Origin of the sequence: Pedobacter sp. CG_S7, assembly GCF_040544395.1 — a bacterium.
In the GTDB taxonomy this organism is placed as follows: domain Bacteria; phylum Bacteroidota; class Bacteroidia; order Sphingobacteriales; family Sphingobacteriaceae; genus Pedobacter.
The window spans coordinates 38,207-61,082 of sequence record NZ_JBEONS010000011.1; the positions used below are offsets into that span (position 1 = coordinate 38,207).

General features: G+C 38.2%; 19 protein-coding genes. 17 read left to right on the forward strand and 2 right to left on the reverse strand.

Annotated elements, in window-relative coordinates; genetic code table 11:
* Position 1: 1 nt before the first annotated feature.
* Entirely contained in the window at positions 2 to 976 is a 975-nt protein-coding gene (hflK, locus tag AAKU52_RS08130; protein WP_354332136.1) for an FtsH protease activity modulator HflK, read from the reverse strand.
* Between the two features lie 142 nt (positions 977 to 1,118).
* Between hflK and AAKU52_RS08135 the strand changes: the two genes are divergently transcribed.
* The 8 genes from AAKU52_RS08135 to AAKU52_RS08170 all read left to right on the forward strand — a co-directional run bounded on the left by AAKU52_RS08135 (position 1,119) and on the right by AAKU52_RS08170 (position 12,864).
* A complete protein-coding gene (locus AAKU52_RS08135) occupies positions 1,119 to 1,814 on the forward strand; it encodes an SDR family oxidoreductase (protein WP_354332139.1) in 696 nt (231 codons plus the stop codon).
* Between the two features lie 13 nt (positions 1,815 to 1,827).
* Positions 1,828 to 2,484, forward strand: coding sequence for a PspC domain-containing protein (locus tag AAKU52_RS08140; protein WP_354332141.1), 657 nt, complete (start codon positions 1,828 to 1,830; stop codon positions 2,482 to 2,484).
* A 42-nt stretch (positions 2,485 to 2,526) separates the two neighbouring features.
* Positions 2,527 to 3,474 (forward strand): toast rack family protein, encoded by a 948-nt coding sequence (locus AAKU52_RS08145; RefSeq protein ID WP_354332143.1) that lies wholly within the window; start codon positions 2,527 to 2,529, stop codon positions 3,472 to 3,474.
* 21 nt (positions 3,475 to 3,495) lie between these two features.
* Entirely contained in the window at positions 3,496 to 4,107 is a 612-nt protein-coding gene (locus AAKU52_RS08150; protein ID WP_354332145.1) for an RDD family protein, read from the forward strand.
* Positions 4,108 to 4,125: 18 nt separating this feature from the next.
* Positions 4,126 to 6,093 (forward strand): (E)-4-hydroxy-3-methylbut-2-enyl-diphosphate synthase, encoded by a 1,968-nt coding sequence (gene ispG, locus AAKU52_RS08155; protein WP_354332147.1) that lies wholly within the window; start codon positions 4,126 to 4,128, stop codon positions 6,091 to 6,093.
* A 178-nt stretch (positions 6,094 to 6,271) separates the two neighbouring features.
* Positions 6,272 to 9,538, forward strand: a complete 3,267-nt coding sequence (locus AAKU52_RS08160; RefSeq protein ID WP_354332149.1) for a SusC/RagA family TonB-linked outer membrane protein — start codon at positions 6,272 to 6,274, stop codon at positions 9,536 to 9,538.
* Between the two features lie 149 nt (positions 9,539 to 9,687).
* Entirely contained in the window at positions 9,688 to 11,250 is a 1,563-nt protein-coding gene (locus AAKU52_RS08165; protein ID WP_354332151.1) for a SusD/RagB family nutrient-binding outer membrane lipoprotein, read from the forward strand.
* Positions 11,251 to 11,283: 33 nt separating this feature from the next.
* On the forward strand, positions 11,284 to 12,864 hold the full coding sequence (locus AAKU52_RS08170; RefSeq protein ID WP_354332153.1) for a DUF5689 domain-containing protein: 1,581 nt from the start codon (positions 11,284 to 11,286) through the stop codon (positions 12,862 to 12,864).
* Positions 12,865 to 12,947: 83 nt separating this feature from the next.
* Here AAKU52_RS08170 and AAKU52_RS08175 read toward each other — a convergent pair whose 3' ends face one another.
* A complete protein-coding gene (locus AAKU52_RS08175; protein ID WP_354332155.1) occupies positions 12,948 to 13,775 on the reverse strand; it encodes an alpha/beta hydrolase family protein in 828 nt (275 codons plus the stop codon).
* 169 nt (positions 13,776 to 13,944) lie between these two features.
* On the opposite strand from AAKU52_RS08175, the gene hemA reads away from it, so the two are divergent.
* The 9 genes from hemA to hemJ are packed head-to-tail and all read left to right on the forward strand — an operon-like array spanning position 13,945 to position 22,828.
* The gene (gene hemA, locus AAKU52_RS08180; protein WP_354332238.1) at positions 13,945 to 15,171 is read left to right on the forward strand and encodes a glutamyl-tRNA reductase; all 1,227 of its coding nucleotides are present in this window, start codon (positions 13,945 to 13,947) and stop codon (positions 15,169 to 15,171) included.
* 41 nt (positions 15,172 to 15,212) lie between these two features.
* Positions 15,213 to 16,793: a hydroxymethylbilane synthase gene (gene hemC / locus AAKU52_RS08185; protein ID WP_354332157.1), complete on the forward strand. Its 1,581-nt coding sequence runs from the start codon at positions 15,213 to 15,215 to the stop codon at positions 16,791 to 16,793.
* A gap of 8 nt (positions 16,794 to 16,801) precedes the next feature.
* Positions 16,802 to 17,770, forward strand: coding sequence for a porphobilinogen synthase (gene hemB, locus AAKU52_RS08190; protein ID WP_354332159.1), 969 nt, complete (start codon positions 16,802 to 16,804; stop codon positions 17,768 to 17,770).
* A gap of 1 nt (position 17,771) precedes the next feature.
* Entirely contained in the window at positions 17,772 to 19,145 is a 1,374-nt protein-coding gene (hemL, locus tag AAKU52_RS08195) for a glutamate-1-semialdehyde 2,1-aminomutase (protein WP_354332161.1), read from the forward strand.
* On the forward strand, positions 19,146 to 20,012 hold the full coding sequence (locus tag AAKU52_RS08200; RefSeq protein ID WP_354332163.1) for a sensor histidine kinase: 867 nt from the start codon (positions 19,146 to 19,148) through the stop codon (positions 20,010 to 20,012).
* 5 nt (positions 20,013 to 20,017) lie between these two features.
* Positions 20,018 to 20,725, forward strand: a complete 708-nt coding sequence (locus AAKU52_RS08205; RefSeq protein ID WP_354332165.1) for a response regulator transcription factor — start codon at positions 20,018 to 20,020, stop codon at positions 20,723 to 20,725.
* Positions 20,725 to 21,240 carry a hypothetical protein gene (locus AAKU52_RS08210; RefSeq protein WP_354332167.1) on the forward strand — a complete coding sequence of 172 codons (516 nt, stop codon included), beginning with the start codon at positions 20,725 to 20,727 and terminating at the stop codon, positions 21,238 to 21,240. Before AAKU52_RS08205 ends, AAKU52_RS08210 begins: the two co-directional genes overlap by 1 nt.
* 16 nt (positions 21,241 to 21,256) lie before the next feature.
* Positions 21,257 to 22,279: a uroporphyrinogen decarboxylase gene (hemE, locus tag AAKU52_RS08215; RefSeq protein ID WP_354332169.1), complete on the forward strand. Its 1,023-nt coding sequence runs from the start codon at positions 21,257 to 21,259 to the stop codon at positions 22,277 to 22,279.
* Positions 22,280 to 22,285: 6 nt separating this feature from the next.
* Positions 22,286 to 22,828, forward strand: coding sequence for a protoporphyrinogen oxidase HemJ (gene hemJ / locus AAKU52_RS08220; protein ID WP_354332171.1), 543 nt, complete (start codon positions 22,286 to 22,288; stop codon positions 22,826 to 22,828).
* The last annotated feature ends 48 nt before the right edge of the window (positions 22,829 to 22,876 follow it).

Sequence of the window (22,876 nt, forward strand, 5' to 3'; positions counted from 1 at the left end):
ATTAATCTTTCTTCGTGGTTACTTTCTTCGGAGTTTCTTTATTCAATTGCATTTGTAGCAGGGGAAGTACGTTTGCACCGTTTTGATCGGTGATGATTACATTTCCTAGCTTGGATAGTACGCTGGACATGTTTTCTAGATAGAGCCTTTTTTTAGTGACTTCAGGTGCCTTGATATATTGGCTGTATAAGTCGTTAAACCTAGCAACTTCTCCCTCTGCGTTGTTTACTCTTTCTATGGCATAGCCTTCAGCCTTTTGAATAGTCGCTTTGGCTTCACCTCTGGCTTTTGGGATTACTTTATTATACTCAGACTTTGCCTGGTTAATCAAGGTTTCTTTTTCTTGTTGTGCTTCATTGACAGCATTAAATGCTGCTTTTACTGGGTCAGGGGGGTTAACATCCTGCAACACTACTTGTTCTACTTTTATACCCAAACTATATTCATTACAGATCTTCTGGATGAGTTCATGAAGTTTAACCGTAATTTCTGTACGACCAATAGTTAGCACTTCATTCACCGTTCTATCGCCAATGATTTCACGCGTTGCTGCTTCAGAAATGTTTCTTAAAGTGCTTTCTGGATCCCGTACTTTAAATAGGTAGTTGTAGGCATCGTTTATTCTATATTGTACAACCCATTCTACATCTGCAAGGTTTAAATCGCCAGTGAGCATTAGCGACTCATTTTGAGTACCACCTTTTGTGTATTCAGACTGCTCAGGCCCTGCGGTAGACCTAAAGCCAAACTCTAGTTTTTGCTGGCGTTCTACAGGTACTTTAAATACTGTTTCTGCAAAAGGCATTTTAATGTTTAATCCAGGTTCAACGGTACGGGTGTATCGTCCCAATCTGGTAATGACCCCGACTTCCTCGGTACCAATTTGAAAAATGCTATTCCATAATACAAACAAGGCCACGAAGGCGATAAGGATAGGTCTGAAATTCTGTAAGATTAAGTTAAGATTTTTATCCATGTTAAATTTTAAGTGATCTGATTTTTTTCGTCAGATGCCGTAAAATATAGAAATATGTGCTAATAAGCAATTTTAAGAAGGGTTCTTTTATGTATCTTTTGTATGTCTTTTGTGTATCTTGGAGCAGATTTATACATGAAAAATGAATGCACTTGTAACTGGGGCTACTAAAGGAATCGGGCGCGCCATTGCGCTAAAATTAGCGGAAAATGGATACAACCTTTCCATTTGTGCCAGAAATAAAAAGGAGTTAAACGAATTTGCAGTAACGCTTGAAAATTTAGGTGTTAAAGTGGTTTATGCTGCGACCGACTGCAGTGATAAGTTAGCCGTTGAACGTTTTTGTGAGTTTACATCAAAAGAACTGGGCGCAATAGATGTGTTAATTAATAATGCAGGTACCTTTCTGCCAGGTTCATTGCTTGACGAGGCTGAAGAGAACTTTCACCTGCAGTTGTCGCTGAACCTCAATGCACCTTATATTCTTTCCAGATTTTTTGGGAAAGCGATGAGAGATAGGCAGTCTGGGCATATTTTTAACATCTGTTCTATAGCCAGTAAAGAAATTGTAAAAAATGCTGGTAGTTATAGTGTAACTAAAGCAGCATTGCTTAGTCTTAATAATGTACTGAGGCAGGAATTAGCTCCATACAACGTTAAAGTTACCGCAATTTTGCCGGGTTCTACTTATACTGCTTCTTGGGATGGAACAACACTACCTAAAGAACAATTTGTTCAGCCTGAAGATATTGCGAATACCATAGATGCCATATTAAAATTAAGTGTTGGTGTGAACGTTGATGAGGTTATTTTAAAGCCACAAGACTTTAAAATGTAAAGGAGACCAAGTTATGGAAAAGAGATTGTTTAGAAACGAGCACGACAAGGTAATTGCTGGAGTTTCTTCTGGCGTAGCAGCTTACATGGAGGTTGATGTGACCATAATCAGGCTGCTTTTTGTATTGTCTACCATTTTTTTAATGGGGACAGGGATATTGGTTTATATAGTGATGTGGATTGTGGTTCCTGTTAATAACGAGCCGGGAGTGCGGTTTTCAAAATTCAATGATTACTTTAAAAACCAGAAAAATAACCCCACATTTAATGAACCCAGTGCATTTAACCAACCGGAAAACCCAGCTCAAAATTGGAGCTCTTCTACCTTTAATGAAGGACCTTATAAAACACCCGGTCAGCCTGATTATAATTTCATAAAAAAAAACAGTGATACTGGGCGCACCATAGGTGGTTTATTCTTACTGGTTATAGGTTTGTATTTTCTGATGAATGAATTCAATATTATTCCTTATTGGTTCAGTTTAGGGAAGCTATGGCCATTGATATTTGTTGCGGTCGGAATTAGTTTTGTTGCCAAAGCTAAACGCAAAGATACCTGGCAAGATTGGGAAAAACAGCAATCGCCACCACCAACGCCTGGAAACGAAAAACCTGCGGATGTAAAAGAATCTGGTCATACAACAAATGAAACGAACACCACGCAGCCGTAATTTCTGCGCAAACCTATTTAATCAAATTAAAAAAATTAAAAAATGAAACTGGATAGAATAATGTGGGGCATTATCCTGCTGTTTGTAGGTGGTGTACTTTTGCTGGAAAACTTTAATGTTATAGAATTTTATTGGAGAAGTATTTGGCGCTTTTGGCCTGTTTTTCTAATCATAGCCGGGATTAATATTTTATTCAACCGCAAGCAATCGCAAATTGGATCAGCTATTTCCATTGGTGTGCTGGTTGTAATGCTTGCCTTTCTTTTTTATAAAGGGCAGCAGCCTCCTAAAAATAGAAACTGGATTGAAGATAATTTTAGAGGTAACATTGATTTCGATAACGATGAGGATACTTCAGCTGTTAGTGTGCTAAATTTCAGTGAGCCTTTTGTTACTGATTCTGCAAAACAAGTGATTTTGAATATTTCTGGCGGCGGTACATCTTTTAATCTTGAAGGAGAAACTGATAGCTTGATTTCTGCCTTAGTTAACCGTAAACAAGGGAATTTCAGGCTAAAAAAAGAAATGACCGACAGTACACAAACGCTAACTTTTGCCATGCAGGATAAAAAAGGGAAATGGTCTATTAACAATGGCGGAAATGAAGTTCGTTTTAAGCTTAATAAAATGCCTGTTTGGACAGTGAATATGAGTATGGGTGCTGGGGAAGTCGATTTTGACCTCAGGGATTATAAAGTAAGGACTTTTAAATTTGATGGCGGTGCTGCTGCACTGGATATTACCATGGGGGATTTGCTACCCATCACCGATGTAGTTGTGAAAACAGGTGTAGCAGATGTAAATTTAAATGTCCCAACCACTTCGGGCTGCAGAATTAAGTCTAAAACAGGTTTGTCCTCAAAAGATTTTGAAGGGTTTACCAAAGTTGCTAATGATACTTATGAAACACCAAATTATAAAACCGCGACCAAAAAGATTTTTATAAGCTTTGATGGTGGTTTGAGTAACTTTGCAGTGAAAAGATACTAATTTTAGCTAAAAGCCTAGTCTGTGGGAAATGAACTATATACCATTGTTATTAATGGAAAGCCACAAGGGCCTTATGCACTGGATCGACTTTCATCGTTAAAAATACAGCCGGATACTTTTGTGAGGAAACCTGGAATGGATGATTATAAAGAAGCGCACGAATTCCCTGAATTACGGGCGCTTCTTGGTTTTGATTTTCAACAAACAGCTCCCCAATATTTTGCTTCTTTTGATCAGCGGTTATTGGCTACTGTTATTGATTTTTTCTTTATTATTTTAGGCTATATCGGTTTGATGTTGGTTGCATTTATTGTTGTGACAGAAAAAACTGAGCGAATTACACTTTTTGTGAGTTTTTCTCCATTGGTGCTTATCACCAAGTTTTTATATGCAAGTATTGCTGAGGCCTCTATAAAGCAGGGAACAATTGGCAAGCGCTTGCTGAATGTTAAAGTAACCGATATGATGGGAAACAGAATTTCATTAAGCCACTCTTTTTTAAGAAATACAGCTAAAATATTGTCAGTCATCCCTTTGTTTTTTGGTTATTTGTATAGTTTTCTAAATAGAAAGCAACAATGCTGGCATGACATTGCAGCAAATACCTTAGTTATTAAAGATAGATTGATTTAATCTTTATCTTTGTCATTCATGGAAAAAATAGCCTTACAATACGCCAGATTTTTAACCAGGGAAGTGCCAGTTGGAAACATCCCCATGGGAGGATTTAATCCTATCAGGATACAGTCTATGACAACTACTGATACAATGGACACTAAAGGTACGGTTGAACAAACCATCAGAATGGTTAATTCAGGCTGTGAGTATGTGCGTATTACAGCGCCAAGTATGAAAGAGGCCGAAAACTTGCGTAATATTAAAAAAGAATTGCGTTTTAGAGGTTACGATGTTCCCTTGGTTGCCGACATTCATTTTACCCCCAATGCAGCTGAAACTGCTGCACGTATTGTGGAAAAGGTAAGGGTAAATCCAGGTAATTATGCCGATAAAAAGCGTTTTAAAAATATAATATATACAGGCTTAGCCTACCAGGCGGAACTGGAGCGTATTTATAAAAAGTTTACGCCACTGGTTAAAATCTGTAAAGAATATGGTACAGCCATGCGTATTGGTACAAACCATGGTTCTTTATCAGATCGTATCATGAGCCAATATGGCGATACCCCGAGGGGAATGGTGGAATCGGCTATGGAATTTATTCGAATGTGCGAAGATCAGAATTATTATAACCTGGTTATATCCATGAAAGCCAGCAACACACAAGTGATGGTGCAGGCCTATCGTTTACTTGTAGCTACCATGATTAAAGAAGGGATGAATTATCCTTTACACCTTGGCGTTACTGAAGCAGGTGACGGGGAAGATGGACGCATTAAATCCGCCGTTGGGATAGGTACGCTACTGGAAGATGGGCTTGGTGATACCATTAGGGTGTCACTTACTGAAGATCCTGAGTTTGAAGCGCCTGTAGCAAAGGCCTTGGCCGATCGTTATCAACGCAGGTCACAGTTACAAGTGGAAGCTGCAGGGCAACTGGAGATAGAAAAAGAACATATTTTAGTGAAAGATCTTCCTTATACTCTTTTTACATACAATCGCAGGCAAACCCTTCCTGTACAGCATATTGGTGGTAATTCCCATCCAATAGTGATGCTTGATGTTGCTGCACAAAACCTGAAAGATCCTTATTTTCTAACTGCAGCGGGTTATAAATATGATGCACTTTTAGATAAATACAACATGGCAGATCAGGCATGCGATTTGGTTTACCTAGCCGATGCTCTGCCTTCATTTTCTTTCCCTGGTAACTTAAAGCAAATCTATAATTACCATACTTGGCTAGGATTGAAAGATAAAACGAATTGTCATCCGTTGATTAATCTGGCCGACAATACGGTTGAATTAGTTAAGGATCCTTCCTTGAATATATTTAGTGTGGAAACTGCAGCCTTCAATTCTGAAGCTGCTGCGTTACAGATTGAACAAATAAAGTTGCTTCCTTCTAATGCCGTGTTGTTACTTAAAACTGAAGCAATTAATGGTATGGCTGCACAAAGGGCATTTTTCATTGCGCTATTAAATGCAGAAATAAAAATTCCTGTCATTATTAAAGGCAGTTATCCTTTGTTAAATACCGATGACCTGATGCTTTATGCTGCTACAGATTTAGGTGCTTTATTGACAGATGGCTTTGGTGATGGGGTATGGATTGATGCCCCAATGGTGAAATTGCCACTAATTAACGCCACTAGTTTTGGTATCCTTCAGGCTACCAGAACAAGGATATCAAAAGCAGAATATATTTCTTGTCCAAGTTGTGGCAGAACACTTTTTGATTTGCAGGAAACAACGCAATTAATTCGTTCCAGAACAGATCATTTAAAGGGAATTAAAATTGGCATAATGGGTTGTATTGTTAATGGCCCGGGTGAAATGGCTGATGCTGATTATGGTTATGTAGGCACTGGCCCAGGAAAAATCACTTTATATCGGGGTAAAGAGGTATATAAGAAAAATGTGAATACCAGTAATGCGCTTGATGACTTGATTCGTTTGATTAAAGACGATGGCAAGTGGATTGAAGTGAAAAAGCAATAGAAGTTCTTTCTACTGCGAAAAGGGAATGTAGATGCAGTTTTTTTGTTAATTAGAAATTAAGAAGGTATAAGGAAATAATAAATCCTTTACACTGGGTTAACCAGTGATACCCATCTTTGCGCCAAATCAGAATCTGTTTATTTGGCGGCTGATTAATAAAGTTAACAAATCCATTTATATGAACAAAACTTTTACTAAACCTAGGCCATTCAAATGGGTTTACAAGTATGCATGTTTTATGCTTACTTTAGCTATTTCTCCATGGCCACAAACACTTTTTGCTGTTGCCCCCAGAGTCATCTCTTTCAATTCATTTCAGGAGACTGTTACGATTAAGGGAACAGTGACAGATGAAAAAGATGGGCAGCCTCTTCCTGGCGTTTCTATTACAAATGATCAAAAGAAGGTGCTTGCAGTTACCAATAACAAAGGTGGTTTCAGCATAAATATTCCTAAAGGGTCAGAAATCTCCTTTAATATGTTGGGCTATAAAGCCATAAAACGTGTTGTTAATTCAAATGTAGAAAACCTAATCATCAGCTTACAAGAATCTTCCAACGAACTGAATGAGGTTGTGGTAACCGCTCTCGGGATTAAAAGAGAAGAAAAATCTTTAGGATATTCGGTGACCAAAATTGACAGTAACCAGTTAACTGATGCTGTGTCCAGTAACTGGACTGATGCATTGTCTGGGAAAGTGGCAGGTTTAAACCTTGTCCGGTCAAATGGTGGTCCTGCTGGGTCAAATAAAATTATTTTGCGTGGAGAAAATAACCTGACCGGTGACAATGAAGCGCTTGTAGTGGTAGACGGAGTGGTGATTAACGGCAGTAGTGGCAGACGTTCGGGGAATGCTTCTGAAGCTGTTTATGGAACGGGTAGTGATAATATGCCGGCAGATTATGGCAGTGGCCTTAATGATATCAACCCCGAGAATATCGAGAGTGTAACGGTATTGAAAGGTCCTGGCGCAGCTGCACTTTATGGTCAGCGAGGTGCAAACGGGGCAATTATCATCACTACTAAATCAGGAAATTCTAAAAAGAAGGGACTGGGTATTAAATTTACTTCAAATGGTTCTGTTGAGGAGCCTAATCGCTGGCCGGATATGCAATTTGAATACGGACAGGGTTTAGATGGTGCCGGACATTACTCTTTCGGCTCAAGCGCTGATGGAGGAAGTACCGGTGGTACCAGTTCTGCTTATGGTCCGAGGTTTAACGGACAATCGTTTTTTCAATATGACCCGGTAAAACAGGCTGTGGGAACTGAACGGACGCCTTGGGTGCCTTATAAAAACAAGATCAGGAATTTTTTCGAATCCGGATATAATTTAACAAACTCTTTAACCCTTGACGGGACTTATAAAAAGACAACAGGTAGAGTTTCTATAACGCACCAGAACAATTCCTGGATCGTGCCAAACACAGGTATGGAACGGACTTCAGCATCTTTATCTTTAAACTCTAAAATTACACCAAAACTCACTGTTTCCACTAAGCTTAATTATAGCAACAGGTTTAGTGATAACCTTCCTGGAAATGGCTATGGTAATCAATCCTTAATGTACTGGTTCATTTTCTGGCAACCAAATGCTGATCTTGACTGGTTAAAAAATTATTGGGTAAATGGGCAAGAGAACAAGCAGATTAAGTATCCATTCAGTTCTTATCCTGAAAACCCTTATGCTATCTCTAATGAGTTTATCAATAAAACAGGCAGGAATGGCTTAACAGGTAATGTACAGGCCAACTACGAGTTTACTAAAGAATTGTCCCTTCTTGTGCGTAGTACTTTTGATTTGTCAGCTGAGCAACGTGCGCAGGAGCGCCCTTATGATGCAGGAAGTAGACTTCCGCAGGGCTCTTATCGTACACAAGATATTTATGCGCAGGAAACAAACATTGATTTCCTAATGAGGTACAATAAAAAAGTAAATCAGGATATTTCTATAACTGCTACTGTTGGTGGTAGTCAGCTTAGAAATAAATATAATAAAAAAGACCTCAGGGCTGATGGTCTGATCGTACCAAACATCTATAGAATGGATAATAATTTATATCCGCTAATTTCCATTCCGGATACAAACAGGTTAAGGATTAATAGTGTTTATGGAATAATGTCCATGGGTTATAAAGACCGTTTATTTCTGGATATTACAGGAAGACAGGATTGGAACAGTGTATTGGCAACTCCAACTAGGAAAGACAATGTTGGATTTTTCTATCCTTCTGCCAACCTGAGTTATATAATTTCAGAATCTCTAAAGTTGCCTGAATTTGTAAGTTATATGAAACTGAGAGCTTCGGCCTCGCAGGTAGGTAGTGGAACTAATGTTCCATACAGAACTTCATATACTTACGGGCTAGCTGCAAATGGTACCTATCCCGATAGTGCACTTACTAACCCTGGGGTATTGCCAAATCCAAACTTAAAACCTTTGAAAACGACTACTTACGAATTAGGTACTGAAGTGAAGTTTTTCAATGGCAGGCTCGGCTTTGATGTAGCCTATTATGTTGGGAATACCAAAAACCAAATCCTTACAAGAATAGTAGATCGCTCTTCCGGCTACAATCAGGCTGTTATTAATGCCGGTCGTGTAAATAATACGGGTATTGAAGTAGCACTTAACGCTAGCCCCGTAAAAAACAAAGATGGTTTTAACTGGACCACTTATATGACTTTTGCCTCTAATAAAAATCAAATAATGGAGCTGCCAGACAGTTCTATTATTTTGAGCGTAGGCCCTGTTGGTGGTGGTCAGGTGGTTGCAAAAGTTGGTGGCAGCATGGGCGATCTTTATGGAAGAGGTTATGAAAGAGCACCAGACGGACAGGTTATTTATGATGAAGCCACGGGTTGGGCAAAAATAACAACCGATGTGATTTATATCGGTAATACTATTCCAAAGTATAAGTTTAGTTTCGGTAATAACTTTAATTATAAACGCTTTAGTTTAAATTTCTTGTTTGATGCACAGGTTGGTGGTGTGAGCCACTCCCTAATGAACTATAAAATGGTGGAGCAGGGTAAATTAACCAATACCTTACCAGGAAGGTATAATGGAATTATTGGTAAAGGTGTAATCAGAAATGCTGATGGAACTTTCCGCCCCAACGATGTCATTTCTTATGATATCGATAACTATTACCGCTCTCACATGGGATCAGAAAATGCTGAAGGTTCTACCTTTAGTACAGATTTTATAAAGTTCAGGGAAGCCAGCTTTAATTATAAAATTAACTCCAGATGGCTTAAGAATTCTGGTTTATCTTCTGTAAGCATTGGTGTATATGGCCGTAATCTCTTTATTTGGTCCCCTTGGCCAATGTTCGACCCAGAATTTGGAACGCTTAGCGGTTCGGATATCGTGAGGGGCTTTGAAGTAGGGCAGTTCCCATCTACAAGAACATACGGATTTAATTTAGTTGTTGGAATTTAAATTTTCGCAATGAATAGAAGCTTATGATAGCTTCATCACCGTTAAAAACATAAATAAGTTGATGAAACCATCATAAGTTTACAGCTTACAAAAAGCAATGAATAGAAGCTTATGATAGCTTCATCACCGTTAAAAACATAAATAAGTTGATGAAAAATATAAAATATAAATTCACAGGCTTGTTGTTGGCGTTTTCGATTACGCTTTCCTCATGCGATAAAGATTTTGAAGAGATTAACACAGATCCCATCAATATTCTTTCTGCTACCCCAGATAAGTTGCTTGCACCTTCATTAGTCAGCACATTATCAACTAATATGATTCGTAACCGCAACTTTAACAATGAACTGATGCAGGTAACGGTAAGTATAAGTGATGGAGATGCTACTGTTTTTAGGTATGAATTTAGACGTACATGGTCTGATTATACCTGGAACAACTGGTATGTGCAATTAAATAATTTTAAAGATGTTTTTACATTGGCTAGTGAGCCGGAAAACTTAAATACTTCCTACCAAGGCATTTCCCTCATCTGCCAGGCTTGGGTGTATTCTTTGCTGACAGATACTTATGGCGATGTTCCCTACACAACGGCTAATCAAGGAAAGAACGGCATACTTGAACCAGTTTTTGATAAACAAAAGGATATTTATCTTGATCTTTTCAATAAACTGGAGGAGGCAAATAATTTATTAAGTCAGGGTAAACAAATAGTTGCATCCAGCGATCCAGTTTATAATGGCGATGTAGCCGCCTGGCGCAAGTTTGGTAACGCCTTATATTTAAGGTTGCTAACCAAGGTGTCTGGCAAATCTGAGGTCTCAGCGCCAACTATTGCTAAAATTAAGGAAATTGTTGAGGGTAATCCATCAAAATATCCATTGATCGACAATAATGCAGGTTCGGCAGTAATCAGGTGGACAGGAGAAACAGGAAGTGGGCCTTATGTAAATCCTTACGTTAATGCAATAAGGGTACAGGATTTCAGAACTCCTGGATTGGGGAAGTTCTTCATTGAGCATTTAAGAGACTGGAACGATCCGCGCATTAACTTTTCAGCTTATGGAACCGAAGGCATAAATAGTTTAGGAATTAATCCTGGCAGTAACTCATTTGCAGGGGTTCCTAGTGGATATCTGGTCGGCGAAGAGGTTACTAAATCTGCTTATTTTTATTCTTATGAACAATTAGCGTCGAATAAAGCAATTGGCACCAGGTCACTGCAGCAGTCTCCATTAACAGGAATTATCATGAACTATGCTGAATTACAGTTTATTCTGGCTGAGGCAGCTGCAAAAGGATGGATCAGTGGTTCTGCTGAAAATTATTACAACAAAGGAATTGCCAATGCTATTAATTACTGGGTTCCTATGTTCCCGGCTGACGTATCTTCTGCAACTTTTACAGAATATGTTTCAAACGCTGATATAAATTGGGATGCCACGCTATCTTTAGATGGCAAAATGGAGCAGATTCATTTACAAAAATATTTTGCTTTGTTCCTTGTTGATATGCAGCAATGGTTTGAATATAGGCGTACAGGCCATCCGGTTCTCCCTAAAGGTGCCGGTCTGCGAAACAATGGTGTCATGCCTGCAAGAATGACTTATCCGGTTTACGTACAGTCTGCAAACCCAACAAACTATAAAGCCGCTGTAGCATCCCAGGGGTCGGACGAAATCTTCACTAATGTATGGTGGCAAAAACCATAAGCAGATCAAAGATTATTTTATTAAAACGCTAAAATGAAAAAGATATTTTTAATTACTCTTACCCTACTTTCTGCCGCCTTCCTATGGTCGGGGTGTGAAAAAAACAATTACCCCGGTGGAACAATTAGTCCCTACCTGCCGTTGTACGACCTCAGGGAAATTTATAAAGGAAATGATATAACATTAAACACTGGTAACATGTTCGGCTCCAATAGTGTTACCGGTGTGGTTGTTTCTGACCATTCCGGTAAAAATCTTCCTGCAGGACTTTTGGTGATACAGGAAAGAAAGCGCATTAATTTATTAAGGGGGATTTCAATAAATATTGGTAATGATGCCGTGAATTATGTGCCTGGAGATTCTGTAGTGGTTAACATTACAGGAGGGATTCTTAAAAGGACAGATGGGGTTTTGCAAATTACGGGTATTCCGGCTGGGGCGGTTACAAAAGTAGCTTCAGGTCTGAAAGTAGATCCCAACAGGGTGTCAAGTAGTAATATACTGGCGAAACCTGAAGATTATGAAAGTACTTTTGTTGCTATTGTGAAAGCCGGTTTTGATACCAGAACAGAGCCAACAGATGTTTACGCTGGTGATAAATTATTGAATGATGGTTTTGACAATATCACTTTGCATACCCAGGCCTCGGCCACATTTGCTAACAGCCATGAACTTAACTTTAATGCCAACTATTATGGCATCGTTTTTAATAAGTTAAATGCAGAAGGGAAATTAATTCCGCATCACCATATTCGTACCTTGCAAGACGTTAAGCCTTTAAGTTCTACTCCTGAAATTGCATCTGTCATCATTTCCGGCTTCATGGCTGATGTGAGGGGTGGGGATGGAAATTATGAATATATGCAATTCATTGCTACAAGAGACATTGATTTTGCTGCTACTTCTTTCGCTGTCGTTGTTACCAATAATGCGGGTGGCTCAGTTCCAATTGGACTGCCTAGTTTAGGATGGGCAACCGGAAGCTTGGCAACAAAAGGAAATTCAAGGACTTACAAGTTTAATCTTACCATGGGAAAAGTTTCAAAAGGAGAATTCTTTTATGTGGGCGGATCAACCAAAATGATCAATGGATCAAGTTCTACTACTATGGCTGATTCTAAATGGATTAGGTCATTCAATTATTCAACAACGAATGGTGATGGATTCGGATTAAAAACCAGTGGTTTGTTTGCAAATAGCGGCAATGCTTCAGGATTTGCAGTATTTGAGGGCACAGAGGTAGATGTAAATTCTACCCCAATAGATGTGGTGTTTATTGGTTCCGGAGGTAGTTTATACGGAGGAACAACGGGTTATAGGATTGCCAATACAGATTTTTATGATAAGGTAGACGTAGTGAGCGATGACCTGAAGCCACAACCTTTTTACAGGTCTGGCACCAACAAAATGAATTTTGCCTATTTAACGTCTGATTTGGGTTATTTTAATAAGCTTGGTGGTGTTTATAACGTAGCCCTCGGGAAATGGGTGAAAGCTAGAGCCCAGACTCCTGTGTTACTAACTAAGACCTCTCCCGTTATTGAAATTGAAGGGGTGTTTCCAGCAGCTTCTGAGGAAAATCCAGCAGGTTTTCCAGCCACTTCTCTAAAATAAAAATACAATAATTGGAACTCATTTGTAGATTAATGCTTTCATTTTAACGTCGGAGTAATTACTCTGACGTTAAAATGAAAGCATTAATTGTTTTCTTCAATAAATTTCAATGTCGTTTCACATACCTCCAGTAATTGTGGGGGCAAAGTTTCTGCAGTATAAGGGTGTGATGCTCCATAAACATGGTTGGCGCCTTTTATTCTTTTAAGTAAGGCTGCGGGTTGCTCTTTTGCAAGCTGCTCAGCCACGTTGAATGGTACATTTATATCATCATCCCCATGGATAATTAACCATGGAATCTGAATCTTTTTGGCTGCAGCAACAATGTTATATTCGTCTTTATGAAGCTGGAAGTCCTTTAACAGCGTAATATTTAAAGGCATTTTTTCTTTCGTTCTTGCATTTTCTACATAGATTCTGCCTTTTCTTTCCCATTCTTCTTCTTGTTCTGGTTTCCATAAACTACTGAAGTCGGCAATGGCACTCCAGGTAACCACTCTGCATATTCTAATATCAGTTGTAGCACTAATAATCGCCAGCCCACCACCTCTGCTATGACCAATCAATGTGATTTTGCAAGAAGGGTAAGTATGTGCAACGTAATTGATGATCGTATTTACATCTGCAAGTTCATAACTTATGGTGTTTAATGCAAATGCCGCCATATCCTGAACTTCCTTAGAGTTTTCAGAAGAAACACCACAGTGTGAAAGGTTGAATTTTAAAAAACGATAGCCTTTTTCAGCAAAATATTGTGCAATTAAGTGATGTGCACCCCAATCTTTAAACCCTTTGAACCCATGAACGAATACAATAACCTCATTTTTTGTGGATTTATCGTCATAAGTATGGTCGCCAAATATGATTTTATCATTAGATCCAGTTAATATAAATTGCGCTTTTTTAATCATAATGCACTTTTGATAGGTTCTTTTAGCTAATATAACAAAATTATAGTTTGAAGTGGGGCTTAAAGCAGTTAATTTAAAATCTTTCTAAATAAGTCTTAATTACAGCATAATGACAGACACTGAGCATGGTCTTATTACTTTTGTTTTGGAAAAAAAATTATCAAATCAATTGGAATATTTAAGGATTATTGCTTTTACTCACAAACAGATTGACCTAAAATCTCTTGGAAAATTAGTTATATGTGAGCAAACGCTCGATGATAGGTTAAGAAATATTCAGCTAGATCTGAATGTTAAGGAAATATTTTATGTTGGAACCTGTAATCGGGTTGAATTTGTTTTCACTTCCGAAAATGATGTAGATAAAGATTTCATTCTCCGGTTTTTAACGGTATTAGACATGGGTCTTCCTGATGAATACCTAGAGCAATTTATTGAAAATGTGTCTGTATATCAGAAGGTTGAGGCTTTTAATCATTTGTTACGCACCTCCTGCTCATTAGAAAGTTTAGTGGTAGGGGAGAAAGAAATTCTTGCTCAAGTGCGTAAAGCCTACGAGTGTTGCCGTGTTGCAGGTTTTACTGGTGATTACATGCGTACTGTAATGGAGCGTGTGGTGAAAACGGCTAAAGAAGTTTACACTTTTACCAATATTTCAAAGAATCCTGTTTCTGTGGTTTCTTTAGCTTACCGCAAATTACGTGACCTTAATATGTGTTCAAATTCAAGGTTGCTGATTATTGGTGCTGGTGAAACCATACATCATATAGCGCAATATTTAAAAAAACACAAATACTCTAATTTTGCTGTCTTTAACCGTACCATAGAAAAGGCTGAAAGTTTAGCTGTGGAATTGAACGGACAAGCTTTTCCATTATCAGCTCTTGAAAACTACAGCAAGGGTTTTGATGTAATCATCACTTGTACTGGAGCTACAGAGCCGGTTATTACGGAGCAGATTTATAAAAATCTACTGAACGGAGATACGGCAAAGAAGGTCATTGTTGATTTAGCGATCCCAAATGATATTGCCCCTGAAATTATTACTAATAATGCAGTGCATTATATAGAAGTAGAATCTTTAAAAGAAACTGCACGCAAAAACATTCAGGAGCGCTATGATGAACTCGTTAATGCAGAACAGATCATTGAAGAAAATATTAAAGAATTTGTGATGGTGCTTCGCCAGCGTAAAATTGAAATCGCAATGCGCAGTGTACCTGAAAAAATAAAAGAAATAAAACATACCGCTATGAATGCCATTTTTGCAGATGAAATAAATGGTATGGATGAAAATTCGCGACTTGTTTTAGAGCGGGTTATGAACTATATGGAGAAGAAATGTATCAGTGTTCCTATGGTCATGGCGAAAGAAATTTTAGTAAATAACAGCTAATTCTAGCTATATTAGTCAGCAAATATATTTTACTTCAGTACGTGAAAAAACTTATTATAGGAACTAGGGGCAGTGATCTTGCCTTATGGCAAGCTAATTTTATTAAAGATAAACTCTCCGCAATTGGTGTTGAGGTAGAATTGAAAATTATCAAAACTCAGGGAGACAGGATCTTAAACGTCAGATTAGATAAGCTGGAAGGGAAAGGGTTTTTTACCAAAGAACTTGAAGAAGAGCTGTTGAATGGCTCTATCGATCTGGCTGTGCATTCTCATAAAGATTTGCCTACCACTCATCCTGCAGGTTTAATTATTGCTGCGGTTCCTGAAAGAGGAGACCCTGCCGAATTACTCCTAATACTTAAAGATTGTGTTGACGTTACCCAAAAACTTTCCTTGAAAACAGGAGCTATGGTTGGTACGTCCTCTAATCGCCGTAAGGCACAATTATTGGCATTACGCCCAGAGTTAAATATTGAAGACTTACGCGGCAATGTTCCAACCAGGATACAGAAACTTCGCGATGAAAACTACGATGCAATTTTAATAGCTAAGGCGGGTGTAAATCGTTTGGGAATCGATTTAAGCGAATTCCATGTCGAAGTAATCGATACCAACGAAATTGTTCCCTCCCCTGCACAGGGTGCTTTAGGTATACAGATCCGGGAATCTGATCAGGAATTGTTTGATTTACTTCAACAATTAAATCATCTTGAAACTGTAGCAGAAATTGCCTTAGAACGTAAAGTGCTTAATTTATTTGAAGGTGGTTGTCACATGCCATTAGGCTGTTATTGTAAAAAAGATAATGGTCAATATGAAGTGTGGACCTCTAAAGCAGAAACTGATGAGCATTTTCCTGATCGTCTTTTTTTTAGGGTTGAAAACCTGGACGGCCTTGCCGAAAAAATTGTATCCAAATTTAAATCAATCAGAAAATTTCCTTCTAAAGTGTTTATCTCCAGAGAAATTGGTGAATTCAGCTATTTTAGAAGAGCATTAGAAAAACACCAGATAGCAATAGAAGGTCGTTCATTAATCCGTACTTTTCCAATAGTACATGTATTAGATCCTTTTTACCTCCGCAATATTGACTGGATTTTCTTTAGCAGCAGAAATGGCGTGGAATACTTCTTTAATTTAAATCCCATTCTATCTAAAAGAGTTAAATTTGGTGTAGTAGGTCGGGGTTCTGAAGATGCTTTAAGAAGATGTGGTCACTTATCTGACTTTGTTGGAGAAGGTGGAGACATAGATGAAGTTGCTGAATCTTTTGCTACAATGGTTGAAGGAAAAAGGGTGTTGTTCCCGCGGGCACAAGATTCGCTTTTAAGCATGCAGAAGTTTTTGAAAACAAGCACTATAGTAGTTGATTTGCCAATTTATGAGACTGTTATTGAAGATGAAATAGATCCTACTTCAGCTGAAGTTTTGATCTTTACCAGTCCTTCAAATGTGGAAGCTTATTTTGCCAAAAATTTATTACAGCCTGAACAAAAGGTTATCGCTATAGGTCATTCTACAGGCAAGAAATTTGATGAGATGGACGTAAAGTACACCTTACCTTATTCACCTGATGAAATTGGCCTTGCCGAAGCTGTGTTTGGCATAGATATTAAATAAAAAAAGAAATGTTACAACGTCCAAGAAGGTTAAGGAAAAATCCAATAGTAAGGGAAATGATAGCTGAAACAAGGTTATCTAAAGACATGTTCATTTATCCCTATTTTGTAGTTCCGGGAAATAATGTAATTCATCCATTAGGTTCAATGCCGGGCATAAGTCATTTTTCTACAGATACCTTGTTAAGTGACGTTGAAAAAGGCTTAAAACTTGGCATAAATAAAATCATGCTCTTTGGCGTTGGCGTAGAGAAAAGTGAGGATGCACATACTGCTTATCATGACCATTCGCTCATCCCTGTTGCTATTCGGGAACTGAAAAAAAACTTTGGTGATGATTTATACGTAGTTACTGACGTATGTGTTTGTTCTTATACTAGCCATGGTCATTGTGGTATTTTAAAAGATGACTACGTTCAGAATGATGCTACCGTTGAAGTGATTGCAAAAATGGCTTTAGCACATGCAAAAGCTGGTGCAGACATGCTTGCTCCTTCTGATATGATGGATGGCAGAGTAAGGGCAATAAGGGATTTACTAGACAAGAATGATTATGTAAATACAGCAATCATGTCTCATGCCACAAAATTTGCTTCTGCATATTATGGCCCTTTTAGGGAAGCTGCAGATTGTGCACCAAGTAAAGGCGACAGGAAAGCTTACCAAATGGATTACAGAAATGGCAATGAAGCCTTAAGAGAGGCATTGCTTGATGAAAGTGAAGGTGCAGATGTATTAATGGTTAAGCCTGCACTGGCGTATTTAGATGTTGTTCATCATTTAAAACAAAATACTGACCTCCCCATTGCTTGTTATAATGTATCGGGCGAATATGCCATGGTAAAAGCAGCAGCAGAGCGGGGTTGGATTGATGAAGAAAAAGTGGTGATGGAAACCATGCATGCTTTCGCCAGGGCAGGTGCAAGTATCATTACCACATACCACATTAGGGATATATTAGAAAAGAATTGGTTGTAATATGTTAGAGTCTTTAAAAAAAATGTTTTCTGGTAATGAAGGTGATATGCCTGTTAATACTGGAAGCAAACCGGATATTTCAAGAGAAAAATCGGCAGAGCTTTATGAGAAAGCTAAAACTTTCTTTCCTGGAGGTGTAAATTCGCCTGTTAGGGCTTTTAAGTCTGTTTACGGAACCCCTTTGTTTATTCAAAAGGGCGATGGTTGTTTTTTATGGGATGCAGATGGAAATCAGTTTATTGATTTTTGTGCTAGTTGGGGCCCTTTAATTTTGGGACATAACAATGCAAAAGTAAGGGAAAAAGTGACAGAAGTAATGCAAAGCGGAATGAGCTTTGGTGCACCTACAGCTTTGGAAAATGAACTTGCTGAGTTGATTATAAAAAACAATAAACATGTAGAAAAGATACGTTTTACAAGTTCTGGTACCGAAGCGGTCATGTCTGCCATCAGACTGGCCAGGGGTTTTACAGGACGTGATAAAATACTGAAATTTGATGGATGTTACCATGGGCATTCAGATTCACTGCTGGTTAAAGCCGGTTCGGGTCTGGTAACTTTTGGTGAAACCTCTTCAGCTGGGGTTCCTAAATCTTTTGCACAGGAAACTATCGTTATTCCATTAAACGATACAGCAGCTTTAACCGAAGCTTTCGAGCAGTTTAAAGATCAAATTGCAGCGGTAATTATTGAAGGTGTACCGGCAAACAATGGCTTGTTAATTCAAAACCAGGATTATATAGCATTTTTGCAAAATATTTGTAAGGAAAATAACTCTTTACTGATTTTTGATGAAGTGATTACTGGATTCAGGATAGGTTTTGAGGGTGCTGCATCTTATTATGGTATTAAACCTGATATTGTTACCTACGGAAAAATTATTGGTGGTGGCCTACCTGTTGGAATGTATGGCGCTTCAGCAGAAATTATGAGTCATATTTCTCCCGAAGGCGGTGTTTACCAGGCGGGAACTTTATCTGGTAATCCCGTAGCTATGGCTGCCGGTATTGCACAGCTTACAGAACTTTTACGGTCTAACTTTTATAAAGACCTTAACAATAAAACTGCTGAATTTGCTGAAGGTATTCAACGCTTTGCTACCGCAAGAAATTATAAATTTAAAGTATTTTATATAGGCTCGATCTTTTGGTTCGCCTTTACAGAAAAGGAAAAGATACAATGTGCAGCAGATATTGATCCGGCTAGTATGGAGAAATTCAAAATTATGCACCGCGAATTGTTAAACAGAGGTATTTACCTTGGGCCATCTGGTTACGAAGTAGGTTTTGTTTCTGCAGCACATACAAAAATTGAATTAGAGAAAGCAAAAAGAGCTATCGTTGAAACATTGGATATAGTTTTTAGAAATAAATAAATGAAGAAGTCCCTCGTCATATTTTACTTCCTGTTGCTGTATAGTTTAATACAGTTGGTTTCCTGGGGTACGCTTGTTATCAAGCTGGAGCCTTCCAGAATGGCAATGATTATGGGTGAGGGCTCAGTATTCTTATTTCTTTTATGCATAGGTGCTTATTTTTTGCACCAGTCCATTATAAAGGAAAACCGTTTACATGAACAGCAAACCAACTTCCTATTATCGGTAACACATGAATTGAAATCGCCGCTTGCTGCTATTAAACTTTCTTTGCAAACCATTGTTAAAAGAGATTTGGACAAAGCCAGACAAACTTCCTTGCTCAATAATTCGCTTAAGGATATTGAAAGACTGGATGATCTGGTGGAAAACATGCTGCTGGCAACAAAGATTGAAAACCGATCTTATTCCTTTCCGAAAGAAGAATTTGATTTTTCTGAGTTGGTTATCAAAATCGCTGACCGGCTGCAAATACATACCTGCGGTTGCGAACAAAGCATTCATGCAGCAATACAACAGGGCGTTAAAATAACGGGTGATCCTTTTGCTCTGGCTTCCGTTGTCACTAATCTGTTAGAAAATGCGGTTAAATATTCAGGACCCTGTGCTAATGTAAGCGTAGAATTGTCGACATTAAATGGTCATCCTTTCTTAGTTGTAGCTGATAATGGTCCGGGTATACCGGATGAGGAAAAAATGCTCATCTTTGATAAATTCTATCGTGTGGGTGATGAAAGGGTGCGGAAAGCAAAAGGAACAGGATTAGGCCTGTTTATTGTTAAAGAAGTATTACAAAACCACGACGCTGATATCAGCGTTAAAGATAATGTGCCCAAAGGCACTATTTTTGAAGTTACATTTAGCTGATTCCTATGCAACAGAAACTAAGAATATTGTTGGTCGAAGATGAAGACCATTTATTAGATGCAATAAAATTAAACCTTGAGTTAGAAGGTTATAAAGTTCATGCCGTTAAAGATGGCAAAACAGCCCTTAAAGTCTTTAAGGAGGAGCGTTTTAACCTAATTATCCTGGATGTAATGCTTCCTGAAATGGATGGATTTCAGGTTTGTGAAACAATACGGCTTGAAAATACTGAAGTCCCTATTCTTTTCTTAACGGCAAAGAATACGAGCGAAGACCGTGTAATGGGACTAAAAAAAGGTGCCGATGATTACCTGGTGAAGCCTTTTAATTTGGAAGAATTAATTCTTCGTGTTGGTATTTTAGTGAAACGCAGTATGAAAGCTGATGACCTAAAAGAACTAAACTCGTATAAAATAGGCGACAAAACCATTTACTTTAATTCTTTTGAGTTGAAACAGGATGATGGTGTTATCGTTCCTTTAACGAAAAAGGAAACTATGTTATTGAAATTACTGATTGAACGTAAAAATGAAGCAGTATCCAGAGAGCAAATACTGGAAACGGTTTGGAATTATGATGTTTACCCTTCTACACGTACCATTGATAATTTTATATTAACTTTCCGTAAATATTTTGAGCCTGATCAAAAAAATCCTGTTTACTTTCATTCCATCAGAGGTGTTGGCTATAAATTTACAGACATCAATAACTAATGTTTAGCGCAAAAGGCAGATATGTACTGATGGTGACCACAGCTATTGCAGCCATGGGGTGCCTGTTTTATCAGCAATATCAGTTAGCCTCTTTGCTAGGGTTGATGCTTGCGCTATTAATCTGGAGCCATTTCAAGCAGAGTTCCATTCTGCTGGCATCTAAATGTTTTAAGAATGGCGAATATGAAGCTGCAGAAGAGGCATTGGATGAGGTGCCTGATCCAGAACGTTTAGCAAAAAACAGAAGGGGTTACTATGAATTCATGCGGGCTAATATCGCCTTAAAGCGGGAGGAGTATGATGACGCAGAATACCATTTTCAATTGGCAAGCAGGTTTCCGCTAGGGGGTAAAACAGACAAAGTTTTTGTAATGATCCATTTGGCTAATTTAGCCCTGCGCAAAAAAGATAAAGTTCGGATTCTGGCGTACCTGGATATTGCAAAAAATATGGTCAGTACACCAAAAGCCAAAGACATAATTAATAAAATAGAGAAAGAAGCGAATAGCTTATAAAACAAGATAGATTTTGATGAACACGTTATTTTTAGATGCTGCATTTTCAAAACAAACCGAACGCCCACCTGTATGGATGATGCGTCAGGCTGGCCGTTTTATGCCGGAATACTGGGAAATAAAGAATAAATATTCTTTTCTGGAAATGTGCAAAACGCCAGAAATTGCTGCAGATGTAACCATGCTGCCTGTAAATTTAATCGGTATAGATGCGGCTATATTATTTTGTGATATCCTGGTAACAGGTGAAGCAATGGGTGGAGACCTTAGCTTTACCCAAGGTGTTGGTCCGCGTTTTGCCAATCCGGTCAGTACTTTAGCCGATGTGGATGCTTTGGAAGTTGATGTGCTCGATAAGTTGCAGTATGTAGCTGATGCCATTAAAATAATTCAACAGCGTTTGGATAATAAAATTCCATTGATTGGCTTTGCCGGTGCACCTTTTACAGTAATGAGTTACCTGGTAGAGGGCGGTTCTTCGAAAGACTTTAAGAAGACTAAATTGCTAATGCACAATAAGCCTGAAGTGGCACATAAATTATTGGCTAAAATTGCTAAGGTTACTGCCGATTATTTGAATCTTCAAATTGCTGCTGGCGTTAACGCAGTTCAGCTATTTGACAGCTGGGCCATGGCTTTATCGTGGAATGATTACCAGGAGTTTTCTCATCGTTACATCCAGGAAATTATTGCCAACCTGAACAGAAAAGATATTCCCGTAATTTCTTTCTGTAAAGGAAGTTCTGTTTTTGCACCAATAATGGCGCAAGCAAAACCTGATGTTATTTCCGTTGATTGGAATGCTGATCTTTTAAATATTAAAAATAGCCTGCCTGCGGGTATTGCTGTTCAGGGAAACCTTGATCCGCATATTTTATATGCCGATAAGCCTGTGATCAAAAAACATATTTTACAATTGTTTGAACGCATGCGTGGAGAAAAAGGTTTTATATTTAACCTTGGTCATGGTATTATGCCAGACATTCCTTTTGACCATGTTAAATATGCTGTAGAAGTGGTAAAAGAATTTAAATATTAAGTACAAATGGCCTACTTATACGTACTTGCCGTCCATATCATTTTTGTTGTTAGCTGGATGGCAGGTTTGTTTTATAGCGTACGTCTGTTTATTTACCATACTGAGGCCAACGATAAGCCTGAAATTGAAAAGCTTATTTTACAGCGGGAATACGAAAAGATAACGAGCAGATTATGGAACATTATTACCACCCCGGCAATGGTTTTAACCGTTGCCGCCGGTATAACAATGATCTTTATCAATCCTGCTTTACTTTCCATGCCCTGGTTCCATGTAAAACTTGGCTTTGTTGTCGCTTTAATAACCTATCATTTTCTTTGTCAGCGAATAATGAACCAGCTTAAAAATGGAATTTTTAAGCTTAGTTCATTTCAACTGCGTTTATGGAACGAACTGGCAACAATTCTGTTGGTAGCCATTGTTTTTACGGTTATCTTAAAAAGTACTGTAGACTGGATTTATGGTTTAATAGGGTTAATTCTTTTTGCTTCAGTTATTATGCTTGCCGTAAAGCTGTATAAAAACTACAGAAAAAAGCAGGAACAATAATTTCAAAAGCGCCTATTGGTTTTATTACCTTTAAAAAAACCTATATAC

Coding starts and splice junctions, on each gene's coding strand:
- AAKU52_RS08170 (WP_354332153.1), top strand. CDS start 11,284: ATGAAAAAGATATTTTTAATTACTCTTACCCTACTTTCTGCCGCCTTC.
- hemL (WP_354332161.1), top strand. CDS start 17,772: ATGTTAGAGTCTTTAAAAAAAATGTTTTCTGGTAATGAAGGTGATATG.
- hemB (WP_354332159.1), top strand. CDS start 16,802: ATGTTACAACGTCCAAGAAGGTTAAGGAAAAATCCAATAGTAAGGGAA.
- hemJ (WP_354332171.1), top strand. CDS start 22,286: ATGGCCTACTTATACGTACTTGCCGTCCATATCATTTTTGTTGTTAGC.
- AAKU52_RS08165 (WP_354332151.1), top strand. CDS start 9,688: ATGAAAAATATAAAATATAAATTCACAGGCTTGTTGTTGGCGTTTTCG.
- AAKU52_RS08205 (WP_354332165.1), top strand. CDS start 20,018: ATGCAACAGAAACTAAGAATATTGTTGGTCGAAGATGAAGACCATTTA.
- AAKU52_RS08135 (WP_354332139.1), top strand. CDS start 1,119: ATGAATGCACTTGTAACTGGGGCTACTAAAGGAATCGGGCGCGCCATT.
- AAKU52_RS08145 (WP_354332143.1), top strand. CDS start 2,527: ATGAAACTGGATAGAATAATGTGGGGCATTATCCTGCTGTTTGTAGGT.
- hemE (WP_354332169.1), top strand. CDS start 21,257: ATGAACACGTTATTTTTAGATGCTGCATTTTCAAAACAAACCGAACGC.
- AAKU52_RS08210 (WP_354332167.1), top strand. CDS start 20,725: ATGTTTAGCGCAAAAGGCAGATATGTACTGATGGTGACCACAGCTATT.
- ispG (WP_354332147.1), top strand. CDS start 4,126: ATGGAAAAAATAGCCTTACAATACGCCAGATTTTTAACCAGGGAAGTG.
- hflK (WP_354332136.1), bottom strand. CDS start 976: ATGGATAAAAATCTTAACTTAATCTTACAGAATTTCAGACCTATCCTT.
- AAKU52_RS08160 (WP_354332149.1), top strand. CDS start 6,272: ATGAACAAAACTTTTACTAAACCTAGGCCATTCAAATGGGTTTACAAG.
- AAKU52_RS08175 (WP_354332155.1), bottom strand. CDS start 13,775: ATGATTAAAAAAGCGCAATTTATATTAACTGGATCTAATGATAAAATC.
- AAKU52_RS08140 (WP_354332141.1), top strand. CDS start 1,828: ATGGAAAAGAGATTGTTTAGAAACGAGCACGACAAGGTAATTGCTGGA.
- AAKU52_RS08200 (WP_354332163.1), top strand. CDS start 19,146: ATGAAGAAGTCCCTCGTCATATTTTACTTCCTGTTGCTGTATAGTTTA.